19 protein-coding genes are annotated in these 22,839 nt (G+C 38.9%); 11 read left to right on the forward strand and 8 right to left on the reverse strand.

Features of this window, described 5'->3' with window-relative positions; genetic code table 11:
• Positions 1-69 precede the first annotated feature (69 nt).
• The 11 genes from Q0505_RS07015 to Q0505_RS07065 all read left to right on the forward strand — a co-directional run bounded on the left by Q0505_RS07015 (position 70) and on the right by Q0505_RS07065 (position 10,814).
• Complete coding sequence (locus Q0505_RS07015) at positions 70-381, forward strand: hypothetical protein (RefSeq protein WP_299210573.1); 312 nt, start codon at positions 70-72, stop codon at positions 379-381.
• Between the two features lie 561 nt (positions 382-942).
• Entirely contained in the window at positions 943-1,566 is a 624-nt protein-coding gene (locus Q0505_RS07020) for a GNAT family N-acetyltransferase (RefSeq protein WP_299210575.1), read from the forward strand.
• 109 nt (positions 1,567-1,675) lie between these two features.
• Complete coding sequence (locus tag Q0505_RS07025; RefSeq protein ID WP_299210576.1) at positions 1,676-2,872, forward strand: argininosuccinate synthase domain-containing protein; 1,197 nt, start codon at positions 1,676-1,678, stop codon at positions 2,870-2,872.
• Positions 2,869-3,846: an N-acetyl-gamma-glutamyl-phosphate reductase gene (argC, locus tag Q0505_RS07030; protein ID WP_299210578.1), complete on the forward strand. Its 978-nt coding sequence runs from the start codon at positions 2,869-2,871 to the stop codon at positions 3,844-3,846. Before Q0505_RS07025 ends, argC begins: the two co-directional genes overlap by 4 nt.
• Positions 3,847-3,858: 12 nt before the next feature.
• Positions 3,859-4,659: a pyrroline-5-carboxylate reductase gene (gene proC, locus Q0505_RS07035; protein WP_299210580.1), complete on the forward strand. Its 801-nt coding sequence runs from the start codon at positions 3,859-3,861 to the stop codon at positions 4,657-4,659.
• Positions 4,656-5,780: an aminotransferase class III-fold pyridoxal phosphate-dependent enzyme gene (locus Q0505_RS07040; RefSeq protein WP_299210582.1), complete on the forward strand. Its 1,125-nt coding sequence runs from the start codon at positions 4,656-4,658 to the stop codon at positions 5,778-5,780. Before proC ends, Q0505_RS07040 begins: the two co-directional genes overlap by 4 nt.
• Positions 5,781-5,866: 86 nt before the next feature.
• Positions 5,867-6,802, forward strand: a complete 936-nt coding sequence (locus Q0505_RS07045) for an acetylornithine carbamoyltransferase (protein ID WP_299210584.1) — start codon at positions 5,867-5,869, stop codon at positions 6,800-6,802.
• A 1-nt stretch (position 6,803) separates the two neighbouring features.
• Positions 6,804-7,583 (forward strand): acetylglutamate kinase, encoded by a 780-nt coding sequence (gene argB / locus Q0505_RS07050; RefSeq protein WP_299210586.1) that lies wholly within the window; start codon positions 6,804-6,806, stop codon positions 7,581-7,583.
• Positions 7,580-8,647, forward strand: coding sequence for a M20 family metallo-hydrolase (locus tag Q0505_RS07055; protein ID WP_299210588.1), 1,068 nt, complete (start codon positions 7,580-7,582; stop codon positions 8,645-8,647). The genes argB and Q0505_RS07055 overlap by 4 nt, the downstream gene beginning before the upstream one ends.
• Positions 8,648-8,835: 188 nt before the next feature.
• The gene (gene argH, locus Q0505_RS07060; RefSeq protein WP_299210590.1) at positions 8,836-10,119 is read left to right on the forward strand and encodes an argininosuccinate lyase; all 1,284 of its coding nucleotides are present in this window, start codon (positions 8,836-8,838) and stop codon (positions 10,117-10,119) included.
• Positions 10,120-10,559: 440 nt separating this feature from the next.
• Positions 10,560-10,814 (forward strand): hypothetical protein, encoded by a 255-nt coding sequence (locus Q0505_RS07065; protein WP_299210592.1) that lies wholly within the window; start codon positions 10,560-10,562, stop codon positions 10,812-10,814.
• A gap of 188 nt (positions 10,815-11,002) precedes the next feature.
• Here Q0505_RS07065 and Q0505_RS07070 read toward each other — a convergent pair whose 3' ends face one another.
• The 8 genes from Q0505_RS07070 to Q0505_RS07105 all read right to left on the reverse strand — a co-directional run bounded on the left by Q0505_RS07070 (position 11,003) and on the right by Q0505_RS07105 (position 22,046).
• Positions 11,003-12,754: a hypothetical protein gene (locus Q0505_RS07070; RefSeq protein ID WP_299210594.1), complete on the reverse strand. Its 1,752-nt coding sequence runs from the start codon at positions 12,752-12,754 to the stop codon at positions 11,003-11,005.
• A complete protein-coding gene (locus tag Q0505_RS07075) occupies positions 12,744-14,984 on the reverse strand; it encodes a tryptophan-rich sensory protein (RefSeq protein WP_299210596.1) in 2,241 nt (746 codons plus the stop codon). Before Q0505_RS07075 ends, Q0505_RS07070 begins: the two co-directional genes overlap by 11 nt.
• Positions 14,984-16,267: a BatA domain-containing protein gene (locus Q0505_RS07080; protein WP_299210598.1), complete on the reverse strand. Its 1,284-nt coding sequence runs from the start codon at positions 16,265-16,267 to the stop codon at positions 14,984-14,986. Before Q0505_RS07080 ends, Q0505_RS07075 begins: the two co-directional genes overlap by 1 nt.
• Before the next feature lies 1 nt (position 16,268).
• A complete protein-coding gene (locus Q0505_RS07085) occupies positions 16,269-17,162 on the reverse strand; it encodes a DUF58 domain-containing protein (RefSeq protein ID WP_299210600.1) in 894 nt (297 codons plus the stop codon).
• A gap of 16 nt (positions 17,163-17,178) precedes the next feature.
• Positions 17,179-18,174 carry a MoxR family ATPase gene (locus Q0505_RS07090; RefSeq protein ID WP_299210603.1) on the reverse strand — a complete coding sequence of 332 codons (996 nt, stop codon included), beginning with the start codon at positions 18,172-18,174 and terminating at the stop codon, positions 17,179-17,181.
• Positions 18,175-18,305: 131 nt separating this feature from the next.
• Positions 18,306-18,926, reverse strand: coding sequence for a DUF4159 domain-containing protein (locus Q0505_RS07095; protein WP_299210605.1), 621 nt, complete (start codon positions 18,924-18,926; stop codon positions 18,306-18,308).
• A gap of 144 nt (positions 18,927-19,070) precedes the next feature.
• Positions 19,071-20,387 (reverse strand): TldD/PmbA family protein, encoded by a 1,317-nt coding sequence (locus Q0505_RS07100; protein WP_299210607.1) that lies wholly within the window; start codon positions 20,385-20,387, stop codon positions 19,071-19,073.
• 24 nt (positions 20,388-20,411) lie between these two features.
• Complete coding sequence (locus Q0505_RS07105) at positions 20,412-22,046, reverse strand: TldD/PmbA family protein (RefSeq protein ID WP_299210609.1); 1,635 nt, start codon at positions 22,044-22,046, stop codon at positions 20,412-20,414.
• Positions 22,047-22,839 lie beyond the last annotated feature (793 nt).

A 22,839-nucleotide genomic window follows, 5' to 3' on the forward strand; every position in this document is an offset into this window, starting at 1 on the left:
AAATAAAAATATACGAACATTTAATCAGACATTTGTACTATAAATAAATCAGTTTAAAATTTGACACCTATGAATACAGTAGCCACATCTCCAGAAGTAGCAAAAGACAAACATCAAATTAATTTAATAGATGGTTGCTTTTCTGCATCAGAAGCACAGGATATTTTAACGCCTATGCTCGCTAAGAAAATCAACTTTCACCAAGTAAAGCGTATGTCTCTTTTCGAAAAGAATCACAGTGATTCTTGTGCATCAGATAGAGATAGAATTTTAGAACTTGAAGAAGCAAAGATAAAAGCAGAAGATATTTTTTTACAAGCAAAACTTGAAGGAAAGAAAGTAAAAATGCATAGTGTTATACATATTACACTTGAAGATTAAGCAAGTAATTTATTTGTTGATTTAAGCCACAATACACATAATTTAGTTTAGTTTAAAATAATATATTAAGAAAAAACTGGTACTTCGTTCTTACTATATGTTTTATCACTCAAAAATAGCGGTTCTGAACAGACCGCTATTTTTTTGTTTAAAATAACTTTAACAGCAAACTAAAACCCAATCATATATCCTTTTTACAATCATTTCATTAAAAAAATAGATACAAACCCTGTATTATTTAAAAAAAAATCTACATTTGTAATATGACTACTTCAAAAAATAAAACACGTATAGTACCTATCGCACCACCCGTGCGCCGCCACCGCTAATTTCTTTTAGCTAGCCGCATACTATTTCACGTTTTTATTTTTTTATTATGTACCATTCAAATTTCAAATCCTATTTTCATCTTCCAGCTATTTCTCAAAATAGCAACGATTTTGTACGCCGCTTTTTCTTTCCCCGCCCGTAAGGGTACTTTTCTATTTATAGAACTTAGGTGAGTCCGGTTCTGCTTTCGAAATTTAACTCAATACATTTTAACTTTTAAAATCAACAACAATGGAAATCATTATTGCTGATCAGACACATAGCATATATGCTCAAATTATATGCGACACCATAGAAGAAGCTGCTCAAGTACGAGGAACGGGCATCGCTAGAAGAGAACCTACATATATCATTTCAAAAATGGAAAAGAGAAATGCTGTCATTGCTCTTGATGGAAAGAAATTTGCTGGCTTTTGCTATATAGAAACTTGGAGTCATGGGAAATTTGTTGCTAATTCTGGTTTGATCGTACATCCAGACTATAGAGGGCAAGGTTTATCTAAGAAAATTAAAAAACAAATATTTGAGCATTCAAGAACCAAATTTCCAGAAGCAAAAATTTTTAGTATCACCACAGGATTGGCGGTAATGAAATTAAATAGTAATCTTGGATATACCCCCGTCACTTTTTCTGAACTCACCAAAGACCAAACATTTTGGGATGGTTGTCAAACGTGTAAAAATCACGACATACTACAAAGAACCAACCAATCCATGTGCCTTTGTACCGGCATGCTATACGACCCAAATAGCAAGCAAAAAACAGAACAAAAAGAAATAACAAGCAACGCTTTTTCCAGATTAAAAAGTATCAAACACACGCTTTTTTTAAAAAATAAAAACAATAAAACCTAGGTCAATCGATTAAACCAGATCCCACTCAATAGCGGGATTAGTTCAACTTACAATTTTGAGTGTGTCTTGTAAACTTCTCAAAAATTGAATTTCACTAAAAATAAAAAAAATGAATACATCCAAAAAAATAGTGCTCGCTTATAGTGGTGGTTTAGACACCTCTTACTGTGCCGTACACTTATCAAAAGATAAAAACTTTGAAGTACATGCGGTAAGCGTAAATACTGGCGGCTTCTCTGATGAAGAGATTAATACCGTAAAAAACACAGCGTATTCATTAGGTGTAACCAGCTATAAGAATATAGATGCCATCACTCCTTTCTATCAAAAAGTCGTAAAGTATTTGATCTTTGGGAATGTGTTAAAGAACAATTCGTATCCTTTATCTGTAAGTGCCGAGCGTATCATCCAAGCCATTAAGGTTGTTGAATATGCCAAAAACATTGATGCCAACTACATTGCTCATGGAAGTACGGGTGCAGGAAATGACCAAGTACGATTTGATATGATTTTTCAAACACTTGCCCCAGACATTGAAATCATAACTCCTATAAGAGACCAACAACTTTCTAGACAAGAAGAAATTGATTATTTAAAAAATTATGGTGTAGATCTCTCCTGGGAGAAAGCAAAATATTCGATTAATAAAGGGCTTTGGGGTACAAGCATAGGCGGTGAAGAAACTTTAACCTCAGAAAAAGGATTGCCAGAAAATGCATTCCCATCTCAATTGACCAAAACAGGCAAAGAGCAAGTCACACTCACTTTTGAAAAAGGAGAATTAATCGCCGTCAATGGTAACATACAAGCTCCCGAAAAAAACATTGAAGTCTTAGAGAACATAGCATCACCTTATGCTATAGGAAGAGATATTCATGTAGGCGACACGATTGTGGGCATCAAAGGACGTGTGGGGTTTGAAGCTGCAGCAGCTCTGATTACCATTAAGGCACATCATCTATTAGAAAAACATACGCTTACTAAATGGCAATTACAACATAAAGAATATATAGCCAATTTTTACGGTATGCATTTGCATGAAGGACAATATCTAGATCCTGTCATGAGAGATATGGAAGCCTTTTTATCCAGCAGTCAAGAAAAAGTATCTGGTGATGTGATGGTCACATTACAACCATATCACTTTTCCTTAGACGGTATTATTTCTAAGAATGATTTGATGTGTTCAAAGTTTGGAAGCTATGGCGAAATGAACACACAGTGGACTGCTGCAGAAGCCAAAGGATTCATCAAAATAAATGGGAATCAAAATAAAATCTACCAACAAATACACGCAACATCATGATCAAAGTAGGAATTATAGGAGGAGCCGGATATACCGCAGGAGAACTGATTCGAATCTTACTGCATCATCCTAAAGCAACGATTAATTTTGTTTTCAGCACCTCCAATGCAGGAAATAAAGTATATAAAGTGCATCAAGATTTAATCGGATCGACGGACTTAACGTTCACAAATACCATCAATCCAAAAGTAGATGTGGTGTTTCTATGCCTAGGGCATGGAAATTCAAGAAAATTCTTAGAAGAACATTCATTTTCTGAAGACACCAAAATCATCGACTTAAGTACTGATTTTAGACTTTTGGAAGATCAAGTCTACAAAGGAAAATCATTTGTATATGGATTGCCAGAGGTATATAAAAAATCCATTCAAAAAGCACAATACATCGCAAATCCAGGGTGTTTCGCGACAGCGATCCAATTGGCATTAGCGCCACTAGCAAGTAGTAATCTGTTAACAAAAGACATTCATGTGAATGCCGTCACGGGTGCCACTGGGGCTGGTACATCACTTTCGAAGTCTACTCATTTTACATGGAGAGATAACAACTTTTCGCATTATAAATCTTTTACACATCAGCATCTAGCAGAGATTCACGAAACCATGCATCATGTGCAACCTGATTTTGATCTTGACATTCATTTTATTCCTAATAGAGGGAATTTCTCCAGAGGGATTTTCGCGACAGCGTACACCTATTTTGAAAAATCTTTAGAAGAAGCGATCGCATTATACAAAACATATTATCAAGATGCACCTTTCACCATCATATCGGATGAAGAAATCCATTTAAAACAAGTGGTCAATACCAATAAATGTGTCCTTCATTTACAAAAGCATACCAATAAATTATTAATCACAAGCATTGTAGACAATCTCTTGAAAGGTGCCTCAGGACAAGCTATTCAGAATATGAATTTGGCTTTTGGTCTTGTCGAAACCGATGGTCTACAATTAAAAGGATCCATTTTTTAAAAAATAAAACGTATGAAAATAGCTATCATAGGAACAGGGAATTTAGGGAAGTCTATCGCAAAAGGATTGGTTACCAATCAAGCACTCAAGAGCCTGTACCTTACCAAAAGAAACCTCACAAAACTCAAAGAATTTGAAGACTACAAGAATGTCGTCTTAACAAAAGATAATTTGGAAGCGGCGCAACATACTGATGTTTTAATCTTTGCAGTACAACCAGCGCATCTGGAAGGAGTTTTGAAGGAGATTCAACCTTTACTCACCAAAAAACATATTATCATCTCTACCGTCACAGGCGTTTCTATTGCCAATATCGAGCAAATAGTTGGCGAAGACAAGTCTGTAGTGAGAGCCATGCCCAATACGGCCATTGCTGTGGGTAAATCGATGACGTGCCTTTGTAGCAATGCTCACGGGGCAAAACGCATTGATATGGCTGAGACTATTTTTAACAACCTAGGACACACCTTACAGATTCCAGAAGCTCAAATGCAAGCCGCTACCGTGATTTGTGCTAGTGGAATTGCGTTTTGGATGCGACTCATACGCGCTACGACACAAGGTGCTATTCAATTAGGATTTGACGCCAAAGAAGCCCAACAACTTGCGATGTATACTTGTGAGGGTGCCGCGAGTCTACTCATTCAAAACAAACAACATCCAGAGCAGGAAATCGATAGAGTGACTACGCCAAAAGGTTGTACCATAGAAGGTCTCAACGAGATGGAACACAAAGGATTAAGCTCTTCACTCATTCAAGGAATTGTAGCGTCATTTCATAAAATCAACACCATAAAAAAGGAGCAATTATGAGTTTATTTGATGTGTATCCCCTATTTGATATGACTCCCGCTTTCGCGAAAGACGTATTCGTGTACGACACCAATGAGGTTGAATACCTAGATTTATACGGAGGTCACGCCGTTATTTCTATTGGGCATTCGCATCCTCATTACGTCCAACGTATCAGTGAGCAATTACAGAAGATCGGGTTTTATAGCAATGCGATTCAGAATCCGCTACAACATGAGTTAGCAACGAAGCTAGGTAAGCTCTCTAAGTGTTCAAACTATCAATTATTTTTTTGTAATTCTGGTGCTGAAGCCAATGAAAATGCGCTAAAACTAGCTTCCTTTTACACTGGAAAAAAGAAAGTGCTTGCCTTTAAAAATTCTTTTCACGGGCGAACTTCTGCGGCGGTGGCAGCCACAGACAATCCTAACATCATTGCTCCCATCAATGCACAACAAGAAGTAGATTTTGTGGCATTAGGAGATATTGAGAAGGTAGAAGACATTTTAAAAGAGGGAAAAACCTGTGCGGTTATTATCGAACATATTCAAGGGGTAGGTGGTCTTGATGAAATGCCTACGGCGTTTTATACCGCTGTCGCGAAAATCTGTAAAAAATACAACACCTTATTCATTGCAGACGAGGTACAATCTGGTTTTGGAAGAACTGGAGATTTTTTCGCTTTTCAGAAACACGGAATCATGCCTGATATTATTTCGATGGCAAAAGGAATGGGGAACGGATTTCCTGTTGGCGGGATTTTAATTCATCCAGATTTAAAGCCCTCTTACGGAATGTTAGGGACTACGTTTGGAGGTAACCACTTAGCATGTGCCGCTACACTTGCTGTATTAGAAATACTACAAAAGGAAGGTCTTATGCAACACGCATGTGAGATGTCTGCCTATTTTGTTGAAAAAGCACAAACACTTCCAAAACTAAAAACCATCAAAGGCCGTGGACTCATGCTAGGATTGGAATTTGATTTTCCTATTGCTGCCTTACGTAAAACACTTATTTATCAACATCACATATTTACAGGAAGTTCTAAAAACCCAAACTTATTAAGAATCCTTCCTCCACTGACAATTCAGAAAAAACATATTGATCATTTTATGGATGCTTTACACCAAGAATTATAAGAGTCATAAAAGATATTTAGCAGACAATAACTAACACCCATTGGCATTATTAAATTACTATTCAGATCGTTACAAAATTCAAACAGATGAAAAAGTACACAGACATACACGATATAGAAAACATCCCCAAAATTATTCAGGAAGCGATTGCCTTAAAAGCAAATCCTTTCCAATACGAACATCTAGGAAAACACAAGACACTGGTCATGCTCTTTTTTAATTCCAGTTTGCGTACGAGATTGAGTACTGAAAAAGCAGCTAAAAATTTAGGGATGGACGTGATGATTCTAGATATTAATAATGCGTGGAATCTGGAATTTAAAGACGGCACCATCATGAATCTAGACAGCGCCGAACATATAAAAGAAGCCGCTCAAGTCATTTCGCAATATACAGATGTGATTGCTGTAAGAGCTTTTCCAAGTTTGAAAAATAAAGAAGAAGATGAGTCCGAATATATCTTAAACAACTTTACAAAATATGCCTCCGTGCCTATCATTAATATGGAAAGTGCCACCGCACATCCCTTACAAGCACTTACAGACGCTATTACGATATCAGAACTCACAAACAAAAAAAAGCCCAAAGTCGTTTTATCTTGGGCACCACATCCTAAAGCGTTGCCACATGCTGTTGCAAATTCATTTATAAAAATGATGCAATCTATAGACGTAGACTTTTCGATTACGCATCCCGAAGGGTATGCACTAGATCCTAACATCACAAAGAACACCCCTATTTCTTATGATCAAGAAGAAGCCTTAAAAGACGCTGACTTTGTGTACGTAAAAAACTGGAGTAGTTATGACAACTATGGACAGGTCTTAGACCAAAATCCCGATTGGATGATTACTCAAGAAAAGATAGGCAATGCTACTTGTATGCACTGCCTTCCTGTCCGCAGAAACATGGTGATAGAAGATGCTGTATTAGATAGTGACAACTCCGCCGTCATACAACAAGCAGGCAATAGAACTTTTGCAGCGCAAGTAGTATTAAAAAAAATATTAGAAAACCTATAGTATGGAAACACTCAAGGTCATAAAAATAGGAGGTAATATCATTGATATTGAGAAAGAAATGTATGCATTTCTAGAAAAGTTTGCACGCCTTAAAGGCCCTAAAATCCTAGTTCATGGAGGTGGGAAACTAGCTACATCATTGGCTAAAAAAATGAACATTAAAGTCCAAATAAAAGAAGGAAGACGTATTACAGATACTGCAACTTTAGATATCATCACCATGACCTATGCGGGTAAAATAAACAAAAATATTGTGGCTCAGCTACAAGCATATCAATGCAATGCCATTGGCTTTTCTGGAGCTGACGGAAATACGATTGTTTCTGTAAAAAGACCTATTAAAGAAATAGATTACGGATTTGTAGGAGATATTAAGAAAGTACATCCAGAGACGCTGAGTCTTCTCATCAATAACAACATAACGCCTGTTTTTTGTGCCATCACCCATGACGCGCAAGGACAACTACTCAACACCAATGCAGATACAATTGCTTCAGCGTTGGCTATCGCTTTTTCAAAGAACTATCAAGTCGAATTATATTACTGTTTTGAAAAAAAAGGAGTCCTTACATCTATAGATGATGAACAATCCGTTATAAAAAATATAACAACACAAAACTACAAATCACTCATTGATCAAGGAATCATCACCCACGGGATGATTCCGAAGCTAGACAACAGTTTTTATGCTATTAAAAACCTTGTAAGTCAAGTACATATAGGCTTACCAGATATGGTATTTGACACCACAATTCCTCACACCCTCATACAAGACTCATGACTATAGAAAACCTCACAACAGCCGCCATTCAATTGCTCAAAAAATTAATTGAGACCCCTTCATTTTCAGGAGAAGAAGACACTACTTCCGCACTTATTATAGCATGGTTTACAACCTATAACATTCCGTATCAAAGAGTGAATCATAATATTTGGGCGACTAATAAAAGCTTTCGCGAAAGCAAACCTAGCCTTTTACTCAACTCACACCATGACACCGTAAAACCCAATAAAGGATATACAAAAGACCCTTTTAAAGCTATTGTGGAAGATGGAAAATTATACGGGTTAGGCAGTAATGATGCAGGAGGTGCTTTAGTTTCTCTGCTGGCTACGTTTACCTATTATTACCATCAAGAAGACTTACAATACAATTTGGTATTTGTCGCTTCGGCGGAAGAAGAGAATAGCGGACCACATGGGTTACATAGTATCTTAGACATCCTTCCAAAAATAGAGGTTGCCATTGTAGGCGAACCTACCTTGATGCAACTTGCCATTGCCGAAAAAGGATTGGTTGTTTTTGACGCGATCGTAAAAGGCACGCCTAGTCACGCCGCACATCCTAATACTGATAACGCCATTTATAATACGATTCCTGTGCTCGAATGGTTTCAGAACTATCAATTCAAAAAGACGTCAGAGGTCTTAGGGGATGTGAAAATGACAGTTACACAAATCAATGCGGGGATACAACACAATGCGGTACCGGCAGAGGTTTCATTAGTCATAGATGTCCGTGTAAATGACGCCTATACCAATCAAGAAATCTGTGATATTTTAGAAGCCGAAAGTCCGTGTACGAGCATCACACCACGAGGTATAAAATTAAACTCCTCGTCTATTCCTCCTGATCACGCACTCGTAAAAGCGGGTGTTGCCTTGGGAAGAAAAACCTACGGCTCTCCTACGCTATCTGACCAAGCCGTGTTGTCTTGCCCTTCTTTAAAATTAGGGCCTGGGGACAGCACCCGCTCGCACACCGCAAACGAATTTATTTATCTCTCAGAAATTGAGGAAGGAATTCGCATATACACTGAACTATTAAAACAAGTTATTATATAAATAGTGATACACGATAAAAAAGAGACAAGATCGCTGCGCTAATAGACAATAGAATATATACTAATTGCTAACGGCGTATATACAAGCATTAGAAAATTAGTAAAGATCACAAATGATACATAGTAGAAAGGGATGGTTGCTAAGTCCGCTTTCGCGAAAGCGTATACAACATTTTAAAAAACAACAGTATGAAACTTTGGGATAAAGGGGTTACGATAGACCAACGAATAGAAAAATTTACGGTAGGAAATGATAGGGAAATCGACTTGCACATTGCTATATATGATGTGCAAGCGTCTTTGGCGCATGCAAAAATGCTAACTTCTGTTGGCATCATTACCTCCAAAGAATTACAACAACTTGAGAAAGGATTGAAAGAAATAGCACTACAAATCGTAGAAGAAACCTTTGTCATAGAGCCTCAATTTGAGGATGTACATTCTAAGATTGAATATGAACTCACCAAAAAATATGGAGAGGTCGGTAAGAAAATCCATACCGCACGTTCAAGAAATGATCAAGTACTGGTGGCATTACACTTGTTTTATAAGGATCATTTACAGCATGTACTATCAAAAACCGAAAGCTTATTCAACACCCTTTTAGAACTTGCTGAAACTCATAAAAAAACCATAATACCAGGCTACACACATTTACAAGTGGCGATGCCTTCTTCTTTTGGCTTATGGTTTTCTGCGTATGCAGAGCTATTGATAGATGATGTATATATGCTTCAGGCCGCATTAAAAACCGTTGATCAGAATCCGTTGGGGTCGGCGGCAGGATATGGGAGTTCGTTTCCGATTGACCGAGATTTTACCACCACAGAATTAGGATTTACAACTCTTAAATACAATGTAGTTGCCGCCCAATTAAGCAGAGGGAAAAATGAACGTATCATCGCCAGTGCTTTGGGAGGATTGTGTAATACCCTCGCAAGATTCTCCATGGATATTTGCTTGTATATGAGTCAGAATTTTGGTTTTATTTCCTTTCCAGATGCACTCACTACTGGGAGTAGTATTATGCCTCACAAAAAAAATCCAGATGTCTTTGAACTCATTAGAGGGAAGTGTAATAAAATTCAAGCATTGCATACCGAAATGCTCTTAATCACCAATAATCTCCCAAGCGGATACCATAGAGATTTTCAGTTACTAAAAGAACATAGCATTACTGCTTTTGAAGACGTGATAGAGATCCTCACCATTTTTGAATATGCTATCAAACAAATCAAGATCTTAGACATTGATCTTAGTGATGAAAAGTACCATTATTTGTATACCGTAGACAGTATCAATACGCTGGTCATCAACGGAGATTCCTTTAGAGATGCCTATCAGAAAGTAGGCGCTCAAGTGCAGTCAGGTACCTACACCCCCGCAGATGCAAAGGAGCATACGCATATAGGAAGTATGGGAAATTTGTGTTTGGATAAGATTCGGGAGAAGTTTAGTGAGGCTAGGAAATAAATGAATTAAAAAAGTTAAAGTTGTACATAAAAACTACTCCAACATTGGGGGATGTTGGAGTAGTTCTTAAGTAACCAAAAATTACTTGTATATTTAAAAAACTAGTAGGTACATTTTAGCTTTAGCGGATGTTTCTTTTTAGTGACATCTGTATCTTGATGTTTACTTTATGTTTCATCCATGGCAATTAGGTATTGTTTTTCAAAAATCAAGAAATCAGTTCTAACATTTTAGTCATTCTTTTCTGGTTAACATTATTGGCTTTCATTAATAAAACAACTCACTGATCGTTATTCCTGAAAAATTTCTCTTTTAATTTATTGCCCTGCAATCTCTACCACACTTTTGAAATAAAGCATCCCGTATAAGGGAAGTTACTCAAAGTGTGGTCTTTGTATAATTCTAAATTATCATAGTTTTGTTCTTTCAAACACTATAGAATGAAAAGAGTTTCCTACGATACATCGATTAAACATATTACTCGTCACGGACTTTTACAAGATATTCTCACTAGAGAAGAAATAGCTCTGATTCCAAGTCCTAATATCTCTCGTTGGAAACACGAATCTGATAATAAATATATGCATAGTGAGATCAATGAAATTCTTACCCAAGAAGTAAATCTTATCAAAAGATTAAATCGATCAGGCTATAAAACATTAAAAGTAAAGCTGATAAAACAACTTAGCTTCTAATTTAAATTCTAGTTTTCAAAGACTATTTGCAACTATCTTATTTTGTGATATATCCCATAAATGGGAAACATTATTGTAAAATGATCATGGAGATAGAAGAGCATAGCCTTAGCTACGGTTTTATTTTACTGTGAAATATAAGTGCCATAAAAACTAATTATAAGGCTTATTTTAATGTTCATTTAGTATTAGTTCCCTTCCAATCTAGGAAGCAACCATAACAAACCCATTGCGAATACAAACACGATAAAAAACCAAAGACGCGAGACAAGACGTTGCACTTTTGTCATTTCAGCAGAAGCCTTGCTATCTTGAAAATGAAGTCTATTTTGTTGACGCCAATCATAGGCCTTCACCCCTTGCCAACTCGTTGAAGTAGCCACGTAATAACGTAAAACAGCCGTCGTATCTTCTGCGAGTTTAAGTGTTTCCCACCCAGGCTCTTGAGGATATACGATGCCTGACCATTCATCTGGCAAGGATACATTTTGCTGGAGCGCAACAGGTTGACCAAGTGCATTGATTACGGTAGGTTGAGACATAGAAGTACGTAATGAAAAATGAAAAGGCACATCAGGAGTAGCCATATCATCTTCCGTCTCCCATCGAACGATGGGAATATCTTTCTGACTCACGGCACTTAAGATACGAGACCATATATAGGCATATTGCTCCAGATTCCCCTTTAAAACTAGCGGATACGACTCCACAATCATAGACGTACTCACCCGGCCAAATCCTCTTTGCTCATAGGCACTCAGCAACGTATTCTCTGCTTCTAGAATAGGTTGTAGTCTAGCATTTTCGGCAAAAAGAACAGGTCCAACAGAGACGTTCACCTTCGGCCATTGTGGCAAACGAATTTCTTTTTCTTCATTTCGCTTAAAGCGAAAACCAAATACCTCCCTACCCCTCAGAGTCGACTCATCCAGTTGTATAAAAACCCCGAGACCTTGAGTTTCCACAGCAGCTTGCAACGCTCGTCGAGAACTAGAAGAAAGATTTGCATACGAGCCCCCATCAAGGATCACCAAGTCAAAGTCTGCTAGATTATCAGTGGTAAGGTTATACAAAGTCGCTTGAGGCCGATTAAAATTTTCGAACTTGTATGTGTCTTTGGTCATCTGACTACGTACCAATACTTGGTGTCCATTTTCTGCCAAAAAGTTTTTTAAATACTTGGTCTCAAAAGTGGGAAATCTATTGAGAATAACCACTTTTAAAACTCGACTCGGGTTTACTTGTACAGGCAAAGGGTCTCTCGTTACTACTTCTCCCAAAGAATCCTTGGTAATCAACGTATAAACAAAAGTACCAGCTATTTTTGGGGTTGAACCCACTTCAAATATTAGTTCCTCTTCCTTTGCAATCGCTAAGGAGTCGAGTCCATTTCCACCTGAGTCTTCCAAAACGATTTGGGTTCCTTTTAATGGTTTCTCGTATAAACCACGTACGATTAGAGAATCCCCCAACGTCACCTTGGAGTCATACTGTAAGCGTTTGATACCACCTAATACGTTCCCAGGTAGATAGGTTGCTTTAACATTATCCAATTGCCAAAAATCATAAGGTGCCATCCCATCACCAAGAATATAGGCGGTGGTAATACTATCCATTTGTTTTTGATCCAAACCATCCATCTCATACGCTATAAGATGTAGATTTTTGCGCAGTCGTTTCAAACTGTCCAGCTGACGCTCGCTATAATTTTGCGTCAGGATTGCCCCTACTCCCTTGACTTGATTCTCCCAAACCAAAGGTCTGAGAACCATTAGTGCTAGCATTATTACCGCTATCAAGCCTATGAGCGCTTTTAGGAACCACCACTTTTTACTTCCTGAGCGATATTCTTTCCATAAAAAGACGCCCCATAGCACGACGACACCTAGCAGTACGGGTAGCCACAAGTTTTCCAGTAAGAAGATGTCCTTATCGATCACTAGCTTTGAGTTCTTGAATGAATGCTTTTTCCAAGGCTCCTCTGTATTGATACCTCACCACAGGGTCAGTATCTACTGCGGGGAGTACTCGCAATAAACCTTGTCGTACACTTTGCAGTATCACAGTCGCTTGTGGTTTCTCTTCGGTGAGCCAGGATAACTCTTGTAAGCTCTTAAGATATTTGGAAGGTTCTTCTATAGCAAGGGCGGCAAGTTCTTTTCCTGCTTGTGCAAAAACCGCTCGATCGGCAGCCGTAATACTAGCACCTTGCGCAAGTCGTTCTTCAAGAATAGCCACACTCTCTCGCATCGCGCCATACGAAATTTCATAATTCATATCCTGTTGCTTATAAAAATCGTCAATCTCATCGAGGTCGCCAGAAAGTCGTTTTTCTTCCTTTATGGGTGGTGGGTCAAAACCAATACGATGTACATAAATACGCGCACTGTTTTTAATCTCTTGAATAAGCTTGAGCGCTTTATATTGATAGGGCAAAGACTTATCAGGCTCGGCCAGTCGTAAGTACAACTCTGCATCCCACATCTGGGCCATTGCATCCCTTAATTTCCCCCTTAAAGAGGCGGTAAATAAGGTGGACTCCTCTGGATTATCGTGTTTGTGCATATATTCCTCAAAACCAGATTCATCTTCCTCGCCCTCCTTGTCATCGTGCTCATGCTCGTCGTGATGTTCTTCAACAAGGTTGTGTTCATTTTCACTATCGTGGTCAGGGCGGTAGCTTGCCGTAGGGTCGTCGGGGTCAAAATCTGCTTCTTCTATGTCTGGTGTCACGGCAATACCTGAGTCGGCCTCATCTCCCATAAACTTTCCATATTTTAAGCGTAAGGCTTTCTGGTCAAAGCCTAACTCATTACTTCGCGATTTAAATTCTTGAAGTGGGATTTGATTTCTTTCTGAAATGAGTTTCTCGGTATCAATAATCAATTGTCTCTGACTCCTAAAATAATCAGGCATCAAGTCTGCGCCCATCGTTCCCTCTACTCCAAAGCCATCACGTATCGTATCCTTAATCACTGCAAAAAAAGTTTCACTACGCGTACTATTCGCTTTAGGTGTCTTTTGATCTTGTACTTCAACATAAAAATAAAGTTCATCGCCCATCTCCATTTTTAGTTGATCTAAGCGTATATTTTTTGAGAGACGCGCCTTTTTTGAGCCTTGTACCAGCTTTTGGTCAAAGGCAAGTTTCTCTTCTCTAAACTTCACAGATTCTCCAGACCCCTTACTCACCGTCGCAATAATAAAAGCTGTTTTTATGCCAAAATCATCTGTAATTCCTGCCGTAAAGTTAAGTACTTTATCATCTTCAAAATCAAAAGATGAAAACTGAGGGATGTCTGTGATTTCTACGGTAGGAGCCTTATCTTCAATGACCTCTACAGTATACAAGTCAGATACATATTGGGCACCCAAGCTGTCTGCAAATCTAAAATTATAATAGCCCGAGGCCTGCGGCACGATGGATTGTGTAACATACTCATTTTGCTTTCCACTTTTTTGAGAAGTCATCGTCACGTCTTTCTCTCCCATACCTTCCAGACGCACCTCACGCAACGGCTGATTAAAGCCTAGCTTCCAAGAGAGCCGAGTACCTTCCATTACTTTAACATTCAAATCACTGCTTGATTTGGTAGGAATCTGAGTATAAGCAGGATATGCAATAGTCACCTTTTGATTCAATAATACGGGAGATTCATAGACAGGCGCTACAGAATCGGTTGTTTGAAAAACCATCAATGGCTCCTCTTCAGCATTTGGCATATTTGATGCGATTCCCATCGTATATACTACAGAAACCAACATACCGATGAAAGAAAGAACTCCTGCGGTGAGCATGGCTTTTTTAAGTCCCGTTTGAGGCTTGACATGCTTTATTTCTAAAGTAAGACGGGTGGTTACTTTTTCTCTTTGTAGCTGCGCAAGCCCTGATAATCCAGTGGGTGTCGTAAGCAACAAACTGCTACTATACTCCGCAGTGTTGAGATGATCATCTATATACCGACTGCTCTTTTCATTTGATAGTTGCCAAGGTCGAATCACGAAAAGCGCCATCGCAGCTACCACACATAAAAGAAGTATTCCCCATAGCATACTCTGTGTTATCAAGCCTATACAGACGCCAGCGCCTATACCATATAGCATAGCTTCCAAGGCTCGCAATAATTGCCAGTGCTTGGTATATTGTTGTATGAGTTTGGCCCCTTCCATTATTGTTTTCGTATGCTTGCGACAATACGTTCGCCCACCATTAAAAATAGTAAAACCATCCACAGCCAACCAGAAAAGTCCGCAGCGGCGATTTTCGGTATCGTTTTAGTGTTCAGAGCCACTTTGGTTTGTAATTGCTCACTCGATATCGTACGTAGATCTTCTTTTTGTACTTGACCAAAAACGTCTTTATCTAGCGTAAGCCAGCGTAATAAATGTCCCATCCAATCTTCTTCAAGCACCACTTTTGTATTGAGTTCTTTGGTTAATATAAAATCAGTACGGGAAGTACCCGGTTCAATCAAACGATGCGCTAAAATATCTTGACGATACCGCAAGGTTTTTGCAGTAGTCTCAGGCATCACAGCATCACTCAGCCAAACAATATAATCACTTTCAGCAAATGCCTTTTCTGCAGATGGAGCACTCTTTTCTATGATGATATCCGTTTGGGTATAGCTTGCAATTGCTTTAATTCCCAACTCTACAAAGATACTTTGGGTCTCAAGACCATCATCAACCATCATCACTACTTTGACCTTTTTTTCAGGATATAACGGAATTTGAGCGACCCCGTTTTCTGTGTTGACTTCAAGACTATCTTGAGAAGCATTCCGTCTGATTTCATTTTCAGCGATGGTGGTTTTAGAAAACGATAAAGTGGTCGCATCACTGTATACCGCTACGACCTCAACACTATCTTTTTTAACGCGTGTCCAAACAGGTTCTGAAACCGTTTTTTCAGTGTCTACTGTAATCCAAGTGATGTTCTTATGAACAGTAGGGCGTTTTCCTTTGACCGCTTTCGCGAAAGCGTATGTAAACACCACTACATTATCTGCTGCTAATTGTTCCATCTCTCTGGCAAGTTGCCAATAGTGAGGAATTCCTTCTTCTACAGGGCTATCCTCCTCCCATTCTGGAAAACCTTCTGTGAAGAGGTATCTGCCTTCTTGAGGGATTTGTTCAAAGCGTGCTCGTCCTTCTGCGGTCGCCAGCAAAGAAGGCTCAAAGACATAAGCAACATCTTGCCGTGGTACTGTCGTCGTTATTTGAGGGGCTGCCAGAATCCCGACAAGTAGCGCAATAATTAGGCATCTTAACAACAATAGCCACCACTCATTGATTTGGATACTTTTACTTTGTTTGGATTTGGTTTGAGTGATAAACTGAGTACTTCCTACTTTGATCGTTTGCACTTTTTTACGGCTCCAAAAGTGAATGGCGATGGGTATGGCAAGTGCCAATAATCCCCAGAGATATGATGGTTGTAGAAAAGTCATATCAGCTGATTTTTAAGCGTTTTTTTAAAAATAATTGCAAAGCTTCTCCTATATGATTGTCCAAGCTAAATAAGTGATAGGTAATATCACTAGAGAGCAATCCTTCCTTCATCTCTCGCAAAGAAGCCTCCAATCCTTCTAAGTATAATGCCTTGGCTTCTTTCGTATTGACTTTAATTTTTGAGCCTGTCTCAAGATCTTCAAAAATAACCTGCCCTTTATAATCAAACGTTCGTTCCCGCTCTCCTAAGAGATGCAACACAACTACCTCATTACGCGAGGTTTTAAGACTCGTGATCGTTTTGGTAATTTCTTCTTCATTCTCATACAAATCGGAAATAAAAAACAACAGTTCCCGATGACTGCGATGATGTAGTTTTTCTCCGACTAGCTGGGTGGGCCACTTCCCTTGGGTATTTAACTTCAAGAGTTGATACAAAAAGCGATTAAAATGAGACTTGCTCGTTGCCGGTTGCAAGATCTCTACTTTCTCATCATTAATCGTGTGTAATCCCACAGCATCCCCTTGCCGATGCGCTAGGTGTGCCAGACTTGCCACTAAGACTTGGGCATATTCCATTTTTGAAAGTTCTCCTTCTTTATGTAACATTGAAGCGCTGGTATCAATGATAAATTTGACGGTAATATGCGTATCAATTTCTGACTGCTTGATGTAATAGCGCCCAGAACGAGCGAGCATCTTCCAATCGAGCAAACGCAAATCGTCTCCAGGCTCATAGCCTCTGTACTGACTAAACTCGAGACCCGCTCCTACCCTTCTACTTCGATTCAATCCAGACAAATATCCGTCTACTATCACGCGAGAAATCAACGCGAGTCCAGAGACACTGTTGATTACTTCGGGTTTGAGTAAGGCTTGATAATCGTCTTTCACGAGTTTGGTATCTGGTTTAGAAATTAATTTGTTCTAGAAGCTTGCTCGTCACTCTATCTGAGGTGATTCCTTCTGCTTCTGCTTTAAAGTTGACAATCACCCGATGACGTAATACGGGAAGAGCGACGTGTTGTATATCTTCTAAAGTGACCGCAATTCTTCCTTGGGCAAGGGCTCTTGCTTTTGCCGTGAGAATCATGGCTTGCCCAGCTCTAGGCCCTGCACCCCAACCGACCCATTGTTTTACATAGTCATTGGTCGTGGTTTCTGGACGTGTCGCTCGAACGAGATTGCTCACAAACTCGACTAGCTGATCACTAATAGGCACTTCTCTCACTAGCGCTTGCAGACGTAAAATCTCTTGGCCTGAAAGTATGGGTTGAATTTTCTCTTTTTTAGTACCTGTCGTACTCTTTAAAATATGTGTTTCCTCTGCTGCGGTAGGATACCCAATTTTTATATAAAATAAAAAGCGATCTTGTTGTGCTTCTGGTAACGGAAACGTACCCGATTGTTCTATCGGGTTTTGAGTGGCTAGGATAAAGAAAGGCCGCTCTAATGTATAAGTATTGCCTGAATACGTCACCTCAAATTCTTGCATCGCCTCTAGTAAAGCAGCCTGAGTTTTTGGGGGTGTACGATTGATTTCATCGGCGAGGATGATATTGGCAAAAATGGGACCCTTCTTAAACTCAAAACTCTTTTTGCCCGTTGTGTGGTCTTCTTCTAGAATTTCGGTTCCCACAATATCCGACGGCATTAAATCTGGCGTAAACTGGATGCGTTTAAAATCAAGATCAATCGCTTGGGCTAGCGTTCTAATCATTAAGGTTTTGGCAAGCCCCGGAACGCCTTCTAACAATGCGTGCCCTCCTGCTAGAAAGGTAATGAGCAACTGCTCGACCGTTTCCTCCTGACCAATAATGACTTTTGCAATCTCCTTTTTGAGGTCTGTCAATTTTCCTGTGAGCGTGTTTACTTCTTTTTCTAAGGCTACTAAGTCTTTATTCATATTGTTTTGAAATTTCTACTCAAGTGATCTTGTTTGATCCCTTCGTTCAAATCCTAATTGATTTGTTCATTATACGCTTTCGCGAAAGCAAAATACAAACCATTCCACTTCGAAGTTATAACACTCAACTATCAACTCGTAAGCGCATACATGACAATATTTACTCCAAAACGGGTGTTGTCTATTTTATACCAACGCTTATTTCTAAAGTCATAATCCCACTCACATCCGTAATCTTTATTGCTATACAACACACCGATACGACCATTGATTTCAATCGCTTTTAGGTATTCGTGTACCAAGTCATCGCCCCAACCGTTGAGTTCTTGACTAGTGGTTGGTGGGCCATCTTCAAATTCGAAAAAGACCTTATAAATCTCGTGGTCATTAGGAATTTTTTTTAAGCTATCGAGTCCAAAAATATCTTCCATCTGTCGTTCAAACGATTTAGCAAACAAGCCATCGATATCGTGGTTGCAATCGTCTGCAAAGACAAAGCCTCCATTCTCAACATACTTTTTAAAATTCTCTCTTTCCTTTTGGGTAAATTGTACGAGCTTATGTCCTGAGATATAACAAAAGGGACTTTTAAAAATGTCTTCACTCGCAAGGGTGATAATATTCTCCTGCGTATCTACTTCTAGCGTCGTATACTCTACCAATGAGTTCAGTAAATTAGACGGCATACGTTGGTCTGTATCCCAGTCTCCGGATTCATATTGTAAGCGCGTGAAGAAAAATTTATTAGGCATTCTGTTTTAGCAATCGTTTAAGGTTTGATCTCTTAATTTTAAGAAAGCGTTGTTTTGTTCGGTTTCAATTTTCGCGAAAGCGAACTTAAAATAAAAACTGGCTACTACATTAGCAGTAACCAGTTCTTTAAAATTTAATTTATTTTATACTGCATCTGAAAGACTGGTAAATGTAAAGTCGCGTATCTTCATATAGGGGATCAGACTTCCATCTACACGTACTTGTTTTCCGAGGGTTTCTAAGTTATTAAGCATAATAATAGGACTCTCGTTAAAACGGAAATTCTTCACTGGATACTTGATTTTACCATTCTCGATATAGAAGGTTCCATCTCGGGTAAGTCCCGTGTATAATAAAGTTTGAGGGTCTACGGAACGTATATACCACAAACGTGTCACGAGTATTCCTTTCTTGGTGCCTTTGATTAAATCTTCTAAAGATGCAGTGCCGCCACCCATGATGAAATTACTTGGGAAGGGAACAGGTTCTACTCCCTTTTCTTTAGCCCAATACCTTCCGTAAGCGAGGTTTTTCACCACTCCGTTTTCAATCCAAGAGGTTTTCTTGAGCGGTTGTCCTTCCCCATTCCAAGTGGGGGCAGGAACTTCCTCATTAAGGGGATCTGACCAAAGGTTTACACGCTCATCTACAATTTTCTCTCCTAGTTTTGTTCCTCCTCCTTCTTTTGACATAAAGCTACGCCCTTCATCTGCAGAGCGTGCATCAATGGATCTACCGAGGCCTTGTAGTAATCCTAAACCAGCAGAAGGTTCAAGGATGACCGTATACTTCCCTGGTTCGATTGCTTTTGCTTCTCGAGAGAGTACGGCTTTATCAATCGCCACTTTTGATGCCTCTGAGGCATCAAATTTTGAAATATCATTATAGTCACGAGTGACCCATCCTGATCCTGTACCATCATTAGTACGCATCGTTACGGTAAAACTCGCATCTGTAGACTTGTTATATGCAAAAAGACCATTAGAGTTCATCATCGCACTAAAGCCTTGACCATCATCTAAAAATCCTGCTGCGGTCACATCGTTTGCTTTTGCAGGTGTAATACTGCTATTAGCTACTTCTGCTCTATACTCTGGAGTTATATTTGCGGTCGCTTCTATAAAGGTTTTAGATTCGTCATATACTTGAGGCCCTAGCGGTTCCATATATTCTGGATTCTCGGGAGACAGTTTTGCAAGCTCTTCTGCTCGCTGTACTACTTTCTTTAGGGATTCATCATCAAGCTCGTCTATAGTTGCCGTTCCTGATTTTTTACCAAAACTTGATGTCACCGCCAGATTTTGGTTAGACTGGTACCCTGCTGTAGAAACTGAGTTACGTGCATAACGTATATTACCCCCTTGGCTTCCGCTTAGGTTTACGACACAGGCATCGGCTGTAGAAAAGCTTAATGCTTTTTCTAAGATCTTTCTAGCCTCTTCTTTTGAAAATATTGCCATTATTTATTTTTTTAAAAGTTAGACTTATACCGAACGCCCGGTATTAATTACATTGATATCATTAAATCTTGAAGTAGAACTACCATGAGATACGGCACTTACCTGAGAAGGTTGCCCTTTCCCATCAAAGAAGGATCCAAATAAACGATAGTCATTCTTGTCGCATATTTTTGCGCAAGAATTCCAAAATTCCTGTGTATTAGACTGATAGGCTACATCATTAAGCATTCCTGCAATTTTACCATCCTTGATTTCAAAATACATCGTCCCTCCAAACTGGAAGTTATAACGCTGTTGATCGATGGAATAAGAACCTCTTCCAGCGATGTAGATACCTTTCTCTACATCTTTAATCATATCGTTTATAGAATACGGCTCTTTCCCTGCTTCTAGAGAAACATTAGGCATACGTTGGAACTGGACATCGTTCCAACTTTGTGCATAGCAACAGCCTTGGGATTCATTTTGATCAATAATTTTAACTTGATCACGAATGGCTTGATAATTTACAAGGATTCCATTACGGATGATATCCCACTTCTTAGTCTTTACGCCTTCATCATCCCAGCCTACCGCTCCTAATGAGTTGGGCTGTGTTTTGTCTGCCACAATGTTTACGATATCACTACCATATTTAAAGCTTTTTGATTTCCATTTATCAAGGGTTGCAAAACTGGTTCCTGCATAATTGGCCTCGTACCCAAGTACTCGATCCAGCTCCGTAGGGTGTCCAACAGATTCGTGTATGGTAAGACCTAAGTGATTAGGTTCTAGCACAAGATCATATTTACCCGCATCTACCGACTTAGCTGTCAGCATTTGCTTGGCTTGCTTTGCCGCTAATGTGGCATCTTCTGCCATGTCATAGCTATTTCTATAGAGTCTAAGACCTTCTGGACCTTCTAATTTCTCTGAATCGAGACCATCTAGATACTCATATCCCATTCCCATAGGAGCACTCATCGCTTGACGTGTCTTGAACTTCCCTCCACCCACAGCGGTCACTCCAAAGGTAGGCCAGATGCGGTGTATGTCTTGGTCTACGTACGACCCATCTGTAGAAGCAAAATACTTTTGCTCATTTACCATAAATAGAGCGGAGTTTACAAAGTTTGCTCCGTTAGCTTGTGCAGCAGCATTTGCCGTAAGAAGCAGGTCTACCTTTTCTGATACGGGCACCTCTTTAAAGTCTTTTTTGATAGGTGTTTTCCAAGAGACCTCTCCAAAAGCCGGTACTGGTGCTAGTATCACAGGTTCTGTTTGAAATTTTGAATTTGCCTTTGCAATCGCAACGGCTTGCTCTGTTGCTTTTTTAATACCGTCTGGTGTCACATCATTGGTTGATGCAAAACCCCAAGTCCCATTTGCGATGACACGTACACCTATCCCAAAAGATTCTGTATTGACAACACCTTGCACTTTATCTTCCCTAGTGCGTACAAATTGATTGAGATATCTGCCTATTCTGGCATCTGCATAGGAAGCGCCTAAACTTTTGGCTGTGTTAAGAGCAACATCTGCCATTTGTTTCTTTATTAGTACGTCCATTCCTGGTTCTAGGAGTGCCTCTGTTGGGATATTATTTCCCATTAACAGCGAAGGCATCATCATTGCCCCAGCACCCAATCCGGCTAGTTGGACAAAATTTCGTCTTTTCATAAGAGTATACGTTTTGATTGTGGTTTTGAGCGTTGCGAAACACTCAGCATTAAAGCACCTTAATATCTGAATAAATCGGCATACCTACTAATCTTCTACTGCTAATAATATCTTAAAATTTTAACTTTTTAGTATTGAAAATATATACTGTAATGAATCTCACTTAATAAGATCTTCATTGTTTGCATAAAAACTTGCGAAAGTCATATCATGCAAAGACGATAAATTGTTTTAAATGAAAATATGTATTGTTTTTCGTTTTAATAAATTACTCATTTGCTTCATCCATATTTAGTATATCTCCACTACTTTAAGAATACTCACTTGCTTTTTAAAACATCATGTTAGCAAATATTATAACTAAAAATAACAACCCATCTGTTCTAGGGCAAAGAATTCTGGGAACGATGATAGATTACGCGCTGCTATCGCTATGATACTTTTGAAATAAAGCATCCCCTACAAGGGAAGTTTCTCAATGTGTGGTCTTTATATAATTCTAAATTAGTATAGTTTTGTTCTTTCAAACGCTAATGAAAAGAGTTTCCTATGATACATCGATTAAACATATAACTCGGCATGGACTTTTATAAGATGTATATACCTTAAAATCCCACAACTTTTGCATTTGATCCCTTTTGCATTTGATCCGGCTCAACACAAAAAGTTGTGGGGTATCTAAATTTGAGACAACTTTGCTTTAAAAAATTCTATGTCCTCAGACGCTTTATTTGCTGTAGCCCATTTATTACTCCCTGAAGTTCTTGTAACTTATTTTGAGATGACTAAACAC

The sequence above is a fragment of the uncultured Dokdonia sp. genome, assembly GCF_937910895.1.
Taxonomy (GTDB): domain Bacteria; phylum Bacteroidota; class Bacteroidia; order Flavobacteriales; family Flavobacteriaceae; genus Dokdonia.

Bases quoted from the DNA above. Each gene is read 5' to 3' on its own strand.
- argH (WP_299210590.1), top strand. From the start codon at position 8,836: ATGAAACTTTGGGATAAAGGGGTTACGATAGACCAACGAATAGAAAAA.
- argC (WP_299210578.1), top strand. From the start codon at position 2,869: ATGATCAAAGTAGGAATTATAGGAGGAGCCGGATATACCGCAGGAGAA.
- Q0505_RS07080 (WP_299210598.1), bottom strand. From the start codon at position 16,267: ATGACTTTTCTACAACCATCATATCTCTGGGGATTATTGGCACTTGCC.
- Q0505_RS07055 (WP_299210588.1), top strand. From the start codon at position 7,580: ATGACTATAGAAAACCTCACAACAGCCGCCATTCAATTGCTCAAAAAA.
- Q0505_RS07095 (WP_299210605.1), bottom strand. From the start codon at position 18,926: ATGCCTAATAAATTTTTCTTCACGCGCTTACAATATGAATCCGGAGAC.
- Q0505_RS07025 (WP_299210576.1), top strand. From the start codon at position 1,676: ATGAATACATCCAAAAAAATAGTGCTCGCTTATAGTGGTGGTTTAGAC.
- Q0505_RS07105 (WP_299210609.1), bottom strand. From the start codon at position 22,046: ATGAAAAGACGAAATTTTGTCCAACTAGCCGGATTGGGTGCTGGGGCA.
- Q0505_RS07015 (WP_299210573.1), top strand. From the start codon at position 70: ATGAATACAGTAGCCACATCTCCAGAAGTAGCAAAAGACAAACATCAA.
- Q0505_RS07075 (WP_299210596.1), bottom strand. From the start codon at position 14,984: ATGGAAGGGGCCAAACTCATACAACAATATACCAAGCACTGGCAATTA.
- Q0505_RS07020 (WP_299210575.1), top strand. From the start codon at position 943: ATGGAAATCATTATTGCTGATCAGACACATAGCATATATGCTCAAATT.
- proC (WP_299210580.1), top strand. From the start codon at position 3,859: ATGAAAATAGCTATCATAGGAACAGGGAATTTAGGGAAGTCTATCGCA.
- Q0505_RS07065 (WP_299210592.1), top strand. From the start codon at position 10,560: ATGAAAAGAGTTTCCTACGATACATCGATTAAACATATTACTCGTCAC.
- Q0505_RS07100 (WP_299210607.1), bottom strand. From the start codon at position 20,387: ATGGCAATATTTTCAAAAGAAGAGGCTAGAAAGATCTTAGAAAAAGCA.
- argB (WP_299210586.1), top strand. From the start codon at position 6,804: ATGGAAACACTCAAGGTCATAAAAATAGGAGGTAATATCATTGATATT.
- Q0505_RS07045 (WP_299210584.1), top strand. From the start codon at position 5,867: ATGAAAAAGTACACAGACATACACGATATAGAAAACATCCCCAAAATT.
- Q0505_RS07090 (WP_299210603.1), bottom strand. From the start codon at position 18,174: ATGAATAAAGACTTAGTAGCCTTAGAAAAAGAAGTAAACACGCTCACA.
- Q0505_RS07040 (WP_299210582.1), top strand. From the start codon at position 4,656: ATGAGTTTATTTGATGTGTATCCCCTATTTGATATGACTCCCGCTTTC.